Source organism: Micromonospora sp. DH14, from assembly GCF_029809455.1.
Lineage (GTDB): Bacteria > Actinomycetota > Actinomycetes > Mycobacteriales > Micromonosporaceae > Micromonospora > Micromonospora parva.
In genome coordinates, this window is record NZ_JARVKT010000062.1 from 1 (window position 1) to 9,930 (window position 9,930).

Genomic DNA, 9,930 nt, shown 5'->3' on the forward strand with positions numbered 1-9,930 from the left:
GCCGGACCCGGGCTGCCGCGTTCATGCCACCACCAGCCGGATACCTCATACCTCCGGCCTACCGAATCAATCGACCGAGATCACGCCGACACGCCGACGGACGTCAGCCTTTCAACCTCTGTAGCCGTTCCTGGTTACCTGCCCCTGTTTGCCTACGCCACGGCGGGTCGGGCTGCGTGCGAGGCGGCAGCGAAGGTTGGATATCTGTTAAACGAGACCATCGGATATGAGACTCGGTTACTGAGGGGCGCGGTGCTGCTGCGCGAGGACGCCGAATCCCGGATGAAGGCCGCAAAAGCGCTGCCCGAAGGCTTCCCCGTCGCGGGGACGGCGGTCAGAGATGCGCAATACCTCTGGAACGCGATCACTGGCCGGATCAGCAGAGCGGGGATAATTGAAATCTGCAATAGTGGCGGCAAGCCCATCCGGTTGCAGATCCCCGGCCTTCCAGGCCGCGGGGAACCGATAAAGGTGGTGCTCAGTGATCTCGTATCGGCCGCGTTTCCCGACCGGCCGAACTTGTACCGGCAAGCGTCGGGAACGGCACACAGCGCGCCGTGGATGCTTTCCGACGCCGTGGTGTCCTCACCCGGTCCTCACCTCGAGCTGACACCTGACATCCTCGGCATCGGCGCGACCGCTCTAGTCTGTATCGACGCCGGCGGTGTGGTGTCGGCGGCGTACGCTGCCTATTACGGCCACGATCCAGCACCTGCCGCCCGGGCTCGTAAGGTCCGCACAACCGCTTTGGACCTGTGCATGAACGATTGGTTTTCCCGACGGCGGTTTTTTGGCTGACATGCGTATAGCAGTTCAGCGTTCCTTCGCCATCAACGCCGGAGGGCGATCCTAGTACTCCATCCTGACGCGTCCCGTCAAGCGGATTTGGCCAAGCTACGTGCGGGGCGGGGCGAGCGTGGCGTGTGGCGTGGGCCTGACCGGCAGCCTTGCGACGACAATGCAGCGGGCGTCTTCGTCCGGACCGCGCCGCACGTGCTCTACCCACACGTTGGCGAAGAGGTCAGGCGTGCCGGTGCTGTGGTTGGTGAGGTCGAGGACCAGCAGGATGCCGAGGGCGGCGTCCGTTTGGGTGTAGGCGCTGGCCTGGCCGACGTACCTGCGTAGGCCGTCTTTGCTGGCGTCGTCCTGTTCGCGTTTGCACTCCACGCTGAAGCTGGCGTGGGGGAAGTAGACGACGATGTCGGCTCGCCCTCCGCCTCGGTCAAAGACCTCGGCTCTGACCTGGTTGTAGAGAGGGCCTTGGTCGAGCCAGTCTTTGTAGTCTTGGTGCATTGGGCGTTCTTTCGCCGGGCGGCTGCCGGGGGTGGCTCGAAGGAACGCTGTGCGGTCGCCGCCCATTTCACCTCCGATGTCGAAGCGACTGTCGAGGTAAAGCAGCGTCTGCCGGAGGAGGATCTTGAACGGGCCCGCGATCTGTGGGGTCGCCCAGTCCGGGGCGGTCGAGAGCTCGCTGAGGAGTTCCTGGAGCTTGCGTTCCACCTTGATGTTGCCGCTCGATGCTTGTGCTACTTCCTCGTTCCATAGCAGTGTTTCCAGTCGATCTTGTATCTGTGGGGGTAGGTGGCGTAGTTGTTCATGCGCGTCGGTGACTCCCATCCGGTGCAATACCGCCGTGAGGCGGGTAGGTGCTTTTCCCTGATCACCACCACCCGGGTCTCGGTCGGTGATGCCCGCAGCTGACCGGTCCAGTACGCCATAAACGGCCTGGTGAAGGCTGCGGGCCGCTTCGTTGCCTGTGAATGCCGGGTCGTGTTCGAGGGCGTGGTCGAGCAGCGTGAGTCGGTGTGCGTCGCGGACGAACGCGGCTTCGATGGTGGGTTTGACGAGGGTTTCGACGGCGTGGAGTTGGCCGGGCGATTGGGTGTGCGCGATGAAGCTGCGGCCGGCCTGGTAGGCGTCGAGCAGCGCGGCGATGGCCTGGCTGGGGTGGCAGTACCAGGCCTCGTGTGCCGGTTGCGCGGCGGTGGTGAGCGTCTGCGCGAGTTGCAGCCAGGCGATCTCTGCCTGACCTCGTGCCCAGTTCCAGGGCGGAGAGTAGGTGCGGCCGAGCCAGGCGTGGCGCTGCGTGACGGCTGATTGCAGTCGGTCGGCGGCTTCGCGAAGCGGGGTGGTGTCGGATTGACGAAAGGCCATGATCGCATCGATGGCGGCGGCGTAGGCCTGGGCGTCGTGGCGGTCATCGTCGGCGGCCTCTACGGCGGCGAAGCCTCTGCGCGCGTCCATCAGGCTCGGCACGATGGTTGCCTCGTCGGGGGCATCGAGGGCACGTCGGAGGTCGGCCATGGCGAGTTCGAACCCGGCGTCAGGTTCAGCGTCAGCGACGGACAGGAGTCGTTGTAGGAGGGTGACGAGTGTGTCGTCGCCGAAGTGTTCGTGGGCGAGGCCGGCCACCCGGGGTAGTCGGGTGCACAGCTCGACGGGGGCGGTGGCGACGCGGTCGGTCAGGTCGGTCAGCACTGTCAGGAGTTGGTACGGCTTACAGACGCCGGTCGTGCTGAGGTGCAGGACGGTTTCTAGGGCGGTTGCGCCGATCGACGCCTGCGCGGGGTCGACGCCGGGCTCGGCGGCGGCATCGGCTTGGGCGAGGAGCGCCTTCTCGAGTGGCCGGCCGAGTCGCTGGGCGAGCTGTGGGTAGGTCAGCAAGCGAGCGGCGGCGCTGCTGTAGGAAGAGTGCCGGTCGTGACCGGCGAAGCCTTCGATCACGGCCCTATCGATTCGGCGCCCGATATCGTCTCGGCCAGGTTTCGCATCGTCGTTGCCGGCCAGATCGATCAGGTAGATGAACCAGGGGCTGGCCGCGAGTTCGTTCGCCGCGTCGGCGACGGCCGCCCGTCCACCTACATCGGCGGGGGTCGGCCCGGCACTCAGGGACGCCTCGTCGGCGTTCTCGGCCCAGGCCAGGAGGGCGGCGACGGCTGGCTGCGCCACCATTTGCCCACCTCCTCCGCTTGGCCGAGCCTGTCCGCTAGAACAGGTGCTGCTGATCGGTCCCGACGATCAGACGTTCCCCCGGGAACACGTCCCACACCGCCTCATGCATCGTCGCGATGACGACCTGCAGACCCTCGTCCTGCCCCAGGGACCGGAGCTGTTCCAGGAGGATCTTCATATCTCCTTTGACGATCTCGACGTCCGCGGGGGAGTCAATGACCAACAGACCGGGATGGGAATGGATGCCATGCTCGCGGCCAACTCGGATCAGACTGACGATCACCGCGATACGCAGGCGCAACCGCTCTCCGGGGCTGAGCTTCGAGAACGAGGTTGGCCTGGTGTTGTCGGATTTCATCACGTTGACCCTGCCCGCCAGATCGAGCTTCACCGACCGCAGGTTCGTGACCCCCAGCTCACGAGCGAGCGTGACAATCTGCTGGTTCAGTTCGACGAGCAAGTCCCGAGTGGTGGACGACGCGAGGTCCTTGAGAATCGCCGCAGCCGCAGCAAGGACCCGTTCGGCAGCATCGTCGAGCGTCGGCGTCTGCCCGAGCTGCGAGACGACATCGAGTGCTCCCTTTAGTCGCGCAACATGCGCCTCCGCGTCTCGCAGCTCCGCAAAGTAGGCAGTCTGTCCTTGTTCTTGCTCAGCGGCTGCTACAGCGTTCCCCGCTGCTGCCTGTGCCTCAGCAAGCTGGCGTTCCAGGGCCGACACCGCGGTCTTCGCGGCCCGCTCGGCGTCTTGTGATGCGGCCAACCGCTTTCGTAGCCCGCTCAGCACCGCTTCGCGTTCGTCCTCGTCGACGCTTTCGACCTGCAATGGATTCGCGCACACGGCGCATCGGTGGTGACTGTCTTCCCGGCTACGCCGTTCGTCGCTGATGCTCGCCTCGCAGCGTGGGCAGGCGTGGGGATCTAGCGCGGCGAACAAGCTACGGGCAGCGGCAGACTCCGACGCTCGGCGCACAGAGCGCTCATCTTGGATGCGTGCCTGCCGCGCTTCCTCGGCGGTGGCTTTGGCGCGACCCAGCCGTGTCTTGAGTGCCAGCAACGTCCGTGAAGTGTCCTCAACGGCCGCGATTCGCGCCGGCAGGTTCGGCCGGGCCGCCCGCACCTGCTCCAGGTTGCTCTGCGCCCTTGCCAATCCCTCTTGCAATGGCTGCCAGCGCTGCTCGCGGGCTGCGGCGTCAGCCTTGGACCGGCGGATCACATGCCGGGAGGCCTGCCGGGAGTCCTTCGCGGAAATGTCTGCCGTCATCCAGTCGGTCGTGAACGGAACGTCGAGGAATACCTGCATCAACCGGGTCGGGAGCTGACCGATCGCGGTTCGGCCGAAAAGGATCGAGTCACTGGCGGACGCGAGCGCGATAACCGAGAAGTAGGCTGGCCAGCCATGCACCTGGACCGAACCATCCCGCTCGCCGGCTTCATCCGGCGCGCCAGCGTCACTGCTGAACATCTGCAGCGGACGAAGCCCCAGTCGCTGCATCATGAATCGGCTTACCATCGACGTGTAGGCAACCCTGCTCTCGACCGTCTCGACAACGCGCACGCCCGGACCACTTTGCGACTCGCCCTCAAGACCGGTGAGCTGGCCGATGACGTCGGCGGTTAGCAGGATCCCTTCGCACAGTCCATGCTCGTCCTGCCGGATCCGGAAGGATACCGGCACGCCGGAGATCTCCGCGTCTACTCGGATGTAACGGAACCATCGCCGAGTGTCCGTGCGTAGATAGAGATCATCCTCATCGCCCCGCAGCGCCCAGGTCAACGCCCACATGAGGCTGGACTTGCCGGCGGAGTTGTTGCGGCTGGCGACCGCCCATGCACCCGGCCCTAGAGGGATGTCCCGCTCGAATGGCCCGTCGGTGCCGTTCTCGGTGCCGGACTTGACGCCGGAGACGAAGAGCCGATGCGCCACCAGACTCCGGTGCGCCGGTAGAGGGCGTTTCAGGCTGACATCGGCCTCGGCGAGCACCTCGCTCGCGACGTTCTCGGGTACCTCCGCCGCAGTGGCAATCGAGGTCAAGAGGTCACTTTCGCTGGGTAGGCCGTCCGCCATCTCACTCACACCTCCGATGCTGACTTCAGCACGTCGAGTCGCTGCCGCGCCCGGTCGGCGATCGAGGCGAACTCGTCCCCGATGCCGGTGCCCGCGTAGTCACGCTGCAGGTACTGCCGTCGGCGCAGCGCCGTCCCGCTCATCCCGGTGCCCTGAGCCAGCGCGACCACCAGCTTGGTGCGCTGCCCATACCAGCCCAACTGCGGGAAATCAGTCACCGCCGACCGAGCTGTCTGCCGTCCCCGCTGGGTCAAGTAGTAGTGGTGCTCACGTACGCGGGTCTCGGTTCGTGTCGAGCGCACAACCACCAGGCCACTGGTGGCCAAGATGCTCATCGCCATGTCCAGCGGCTCGTAAGCGCCGAACTTGTATCGCAGCATGGGGATCGCCCGAAGCTCTGGCTCCTCCGACTCGAGAATCCGGCCAGCGAACTCCAACAGCACCGGCTCTCGACTGCGCTCAAACTCATTGAGCAACTCGTCTGCCAGGTAGTCCGGATACCGAAGCCAGAAGTCGAGCTTTTGCAACAGCGTCTGAGTGTTGAGCACCCCTACCGCAGTCTCCGGCGCTAACCGGACGCGATCTCGGGGAACCGGTTGGGCTGCGGCATCGAGGAGTAGCAGAAGGCGGACCGCATCGAAGAAGGGGTCGCCATCACCCCCCGTAGCTGCCATAAATCGAAACGTAGTCGATCGGCTGGTCGGTGCCTAGACTGCGCTTGGTGGTGATCGTCGTCCATGCGTTCGGGTCTCTAGCCAACTGGGACGGTCAGCGTCGGCTGGATGGGCAGCGATGTGATGCTCCCGGCGCGGCGCATCGTGCTATGCGTGACCGCCCCTCGCCCGCGAGATGCTGTCACGAATAGGCAGTCGGCATGTTGCCGTGACCTGCGGCTTTACATTTACTGGCTCCGTGTGCAGGTCGCTCGGAAGGTGTTGCTGGGGTCGCGCGCTAGTGATCAGTTCGAGCCTCGTAGACCTGCTCGTCACCCCTTCTGCGGGGCCGCGTCGGCTTTCTGGCCATGATGGATGGCTGCGGCGTGGCCGGCTCGCCGAGTAGAAGCTCGTGATGCAAGCCTGACGCGAGGCTATGGCTCTCCCGGACGTAGCATCCGATCCCTAGCCGGCTCCCGCAGGGGAGCTGGACGAGAAGGTCAAGGAAGTGCCCCATGCCGGCGAACGACGACAAGCAGCTCGATCAGGTGCCATTCGAGCCGCAGGAGCGGGAAATTCACCGCCTGCTTGGGCTGATGGGTGGTGCGCCAGCTGCGCAGTACGCCGACGCTATCCGCATCCTTCGTGGGACGCCGCCGTTGCAGACCCGCTCCCACTTGCTCGGTCACATGGCTCGCGAGATCGAATCGGCACTGCGTGAGTTGCTCGGCGCGCTCATCCCGTCCGAGAAATGGGCCGAGCTGGAGGCGCTGAAGCCGCCGGAGCGGAGAGACCCTGAAGCCGCGCTGGTCATCGACGCGATCTGTTCGGCGCTTGGTCTTGATGAGGCCGATTCAGTCCGGGAGCTGTGGAGGAAGTCGGGCAAGTGGCATGACGTCGCTCATCGTGGCGCCCTGCTAGCTCCTCGCCCAGCCGACGATGTACTGGTCGAGAGGTGGCTGCAACTCGAAGCACTGCTGAAGGTGGTCCTGCGCAGCTACGAGGCGGTATTCGTACGTGCGTTGCCCGTGATCGATGAGCTGGCCGCAGCGGATCCGGTGACCAATGACCACGTATCGCGCCTCCTCAACCGAGTCCCGAACAGCACGCCGGCGTTAGGCCGTTTCTTCGACCGAGCCACACCGGCCTGGTTCCCGAAACTCCGTGGGAAGGGGTATTTCCGCTCACCGCCCCCGCTGCAGGCCAACGAGGATGGCTACGTCGTCTACCAGCAGTGGCCTCCAGGGCGGTACCTGACCCGGATTGCGCGGGATCCGAACCTCGCGCAAGACGTCGTTGACGTCGTCCTTGCCCTGGACACCGACAACCCTGAAGCCGCCGAGACCGTGGCCGATGTCGCGCTTGCGGTGCCTGCCGAGCTGGCCCGACCACTTGCCGCCAAGATCGCGCAACTGCTCGAATCGCCGGCCCAGTGGCGACTGCCCTCGAGAGCAGTGGAGTTGCTGCCGGTATTCGTTGCGGACGGCCAGCAAGATCACGCCGCAGCTGTCTTGGCGGCTCTACTGCCCGCGCCCACCCGACGGGGCTCGCGCGGCGGGTATCTTCCAGCCGATGTTGTCTCCCAGATCTTCCCCGCGATGGGTGTGCCTGGGGTCACCGCGATCGCGAGCAGGCTCGCCCAGAAGGCGGCAGACACCCGAGACGACTTGACTGATTCGCGGCTGTGGTGGCCAGATATCGCTTCGTCACAAGCGCTGGGTGCACGCGACCATCTGGTGACCATGCTGCGAGACGCCGCCGCCTCCGTTGCGGCTCAGAGCGGACCAGCACCCGTCGTCCGCGTGCTCGAGGCGTACCCAGATGGCATCTTTCGCCGCCTAGCCCTGCACGTGCTTCTACTCGCGCCAGACCCGAAGCTCGTCGCCGCGCGGTTAACCGACACCGAGGCCTTTCACGACAGGGAAAGCTTCGTCGAGTACGGGGCATTGCTACGAGCACACTTCGCCGAACTTTTACCCGGGGACCGGGAGCGCATCCTGCGTCTAATCGATCAAGGGCCAGCGAACAGAGAGGATCCAGCTGCTGTAGAGCGCTGGAGGACGCGACAGCTTGCTCGATTCGGTGATGCCCTGCCAGAGCGGTATCAGACCGAACGGGCCGCACTCATCGGCAAGCTCGGTGAACCAGACGTAACCAACAGGGGTGTGGTGTTTACCTCGCGGTCGGACGTGCTCGCGCTATCCAGCACGCCTCTGGCGGCCCTGGATCCCATGACCGACGATCATCTCATCACCTACCTGGCTGACTGGGTGCCGACCGGCAAGTGGGAAGACCCAGATGTCAGCGAGCTGCGGCAGCAGATCGTCGCAGCTGCAGGGCGAAACCCTCGGCGCTTCGCTGCCCTCGCCCCACGGTTCGTCGACCTTGACCCCACCTATGCCCGCGGCTTATTCGCAGGGCTACGTCAAGCAATCAATGCCGCGCAAGCGAGTGACGACAGCACCACATCGATCCTCGACTGGCCGCCGGTCCTATCCTTCGGCGCAACCGCCATGTCCCAGCCGCGCCTACTACCAGGCCGCCCCGAATACGGTGACGGGGAACGTGATCCCGGCTGGGCTTGGACTCGGCAAGAACTCGCCGAGCTGCTCACCGTCGGCGTGCGTCGCGACATTCCGACACACCTGCTCGACCAGGCCTTCGAACTGATTGTACGGCTACTCGAAGACCCCGATCCGATTGTTCGCGACGACGCCGAAGCCGACAGCAGCTCACTCCTCACCACCGCCATCAACAGCGTCCGCGGTAACGCCCTCCTTGCCCTCCTGCAATACGCCATCCGCCGACACGACCCGGCGAGACCCATCCTCGACCCGGCCATCAGCCGACTACTCGACAGGCACCTCGACACCACATTCGACCCGAGCTCCGCGATCCGTAGCCTCTACGGCGAAAAGATCCACATCCTCGCCGGCCTGGACGAGGCCTGGACCCGCCGACGCATCTCACAAATATTCCCGCACACCACAGAGCCGGGCGTCGCCTCCGCAGCCTGGGATGCCTACCTGCGATTCTCATGGCCATCCCCGCTGACAGCTCAACTCCTAGCCCCGATGTACGAACAACACCTCACCGCACTTAGCGAGTCATCAGAGGTGGACAGCCACACAGACGGCCCGCGAGAGGACCAGCCTGAGGATCGGATCATTCAGCATCTCGCGATTCTCTACCAACACGGCGCGATCTCACTGAACTCCGAATCGTTCGCAAACTTCCTCGACCACGCCCCACTGCGCCTGCGAGCACGACTCATCGAAGTCATCGGCGAACAACTGCACGGATCCGACCGTCTCGACCAAGCCGAAGTCGATCGGCTCAAAGTCCTCTGGACGAGACAGCTCGACGCTGCCCGCCAACCCGGCGGCGACTTGGCCCAGCTCGCCGGCTTCGGCCACTGGTTCAGCTCCGGGGCGCTCCCGGACGACTGGGCGCTGAGGCAACTGATCGACGCACTCGCCACCGGAGCGACCCTCACGCCCTGTCACGACATCGCCGAACGGCTCGCAGCTCTCCGGCCAGAGTCGCCGCATGAGGTCGTCGTGGCCATCGCGGCGATAATCGAGTCTCCCGATGAACCCTGGTTCATCACCGGCTCCAGGGACGACATCGCCGCAGTGCTCCACGACGGCCTACGGTCACCAGATCTCCGGACTCAACGGCTCGCCCGCGAAACCATCAGCAGGCTTGTTGCCCGCGGTTATACAAACTTCACTGACCCATGGTCATGAACTCGATGTCCCTCGGGCAACCATGAAAGACCCTGGCAGGCGGCCCGGGGGATGATGCTCGGCTTGGATGAGGGCGGCGAGATGGTTGCCGGATTTGGTGGTGTCAACAGGTACACCGGCCAGCTCGGCGGTGAGCGCTCCAATCGGGTAAAGGGCAAGGACGTGGTCGCGGGTCAGATACACCGCGACCGCGGCGAGCAGGGCGTAGGTCAGGACCTGGTCGATGAGACGCTCGGACTGGTGGGTTTCGGTGAGGTGGCAGGTCTTGAGTTTCACCACCGTGGTGCCGGCGAGCATGTCGGCGACCCTCGGCCCATCGAATAGCGCGGGCCCGGTGGTTAGGGCCATAGCTCTGTGCAGCGCAGCGCGGAATCCGCTGAGGTAGCTACAGAGGTTGAAAGGCTGACGTCCGTCGGCGTGTCGGCGTGATCTCGGTCGATTGATTCGGTAGGCCGGAGGTATGAGGTATCCGGCTGGTGGTGGCATGAACGCGGCAGCCCGGGTCCGGCGT

General features: G+C 65.0%; 6 protein-coding genes. 2 read left to right on the forward strand and 4 right to left on the reverse strand.

Translation table 11 applies throughout. The annotated features are described in order from the left end of the window. A partial coding sequence (locus QCZ28_RS34155; protein ID WP_279520486.1) for a hypothetical protein occupies positions 1-798 on the forward strand: 798 nt, incomplete at its 5' end. A 96-nt stretch (positions 799-894) separates the two neighbouring features. Here QCZ28_RS34155 and QCZ28_RS34160 read toward each other — a convergent pair. Genes QCZ28_RS34160 through QCZ28_RS34170 form a run of 3 tightly spaced genes read right to left on the reverse strand, consistent with a single transcriptional unit; the run spans position 895 to position 5,565 of the window. After that, positions 895-2,952 carry a hypothetical protein gene (locus QCZ28_RS34160; RefSeq protein WP_279520487.1) on the reverse strand — a complete coding sequence of 686 codons (2,058 nt, stop codon included), beginning with the start codon at positions 2,950-2,952 and terminating at the stop codon, positions 895-897. A 34-nt stretch (positions 2,953-2,986) separates the two neighbouring features. Then, on the reverse strand, positions 2,987-5,026 hold the full coding sequence (locus tag QCZ28_RS34165) for a hypothetical protein (protein WP_279520488.1): 2,040 nt from the start codon (positions 5,024-5,026) through the stop codon (positions 2,987-2,989). Next, on the reverse strand, positions 5,023-5,565 hold the full coding sequence (locus tag QCZ28_RS34170; protein WP_279520489.1) for a hypothetical protein: 543 nt from the start codon (positions 5,563-5,565) through the stop codon (positions 5,023-5,025). Before QCZ28_RS34170 ends, QCZ28_RS34165 begins: the two co-directional genes overlap by 4 nt. Positions 5,566-6,185: 620 nt before the next feature. Between QCZ28_RS34170 and QCZ28_RS34175 the strand changes: the two genes are divergently transcribed. Beyond that, positions 6,186-9,419: a hypothetical protein gene (locus QCZ28_RS34175; protein ID WP_279520490.1), complete on the forward strand. Its 3,234-nt coding sequence runs from the start codon at positions 6,186-6,188 to the stop codon at positions 9,417-9,419. Here QCZ28_RS34175 and QCZ28_RS34180 read toward each other — a convergent pair. Continuing rightward, the gene (locus QCZ28_RS34180; RefSeq protein ID WP_279520491.1) at positions 9,414-9,716 is read right to left on the reverse strand and encodes a hypothetical protein; all 303 of its coding nucleotides are present in this window, start codon (positions 9,714-9,716) and stop codon (positions 9,414-9,416) included. The genes QCZ28_RS34175 and QCZ28_RS34180 overlap by 6 nt on opposite strands. Between the last annotated feature and the right edge of the window lie 214 nt (positions 9,717-9,930).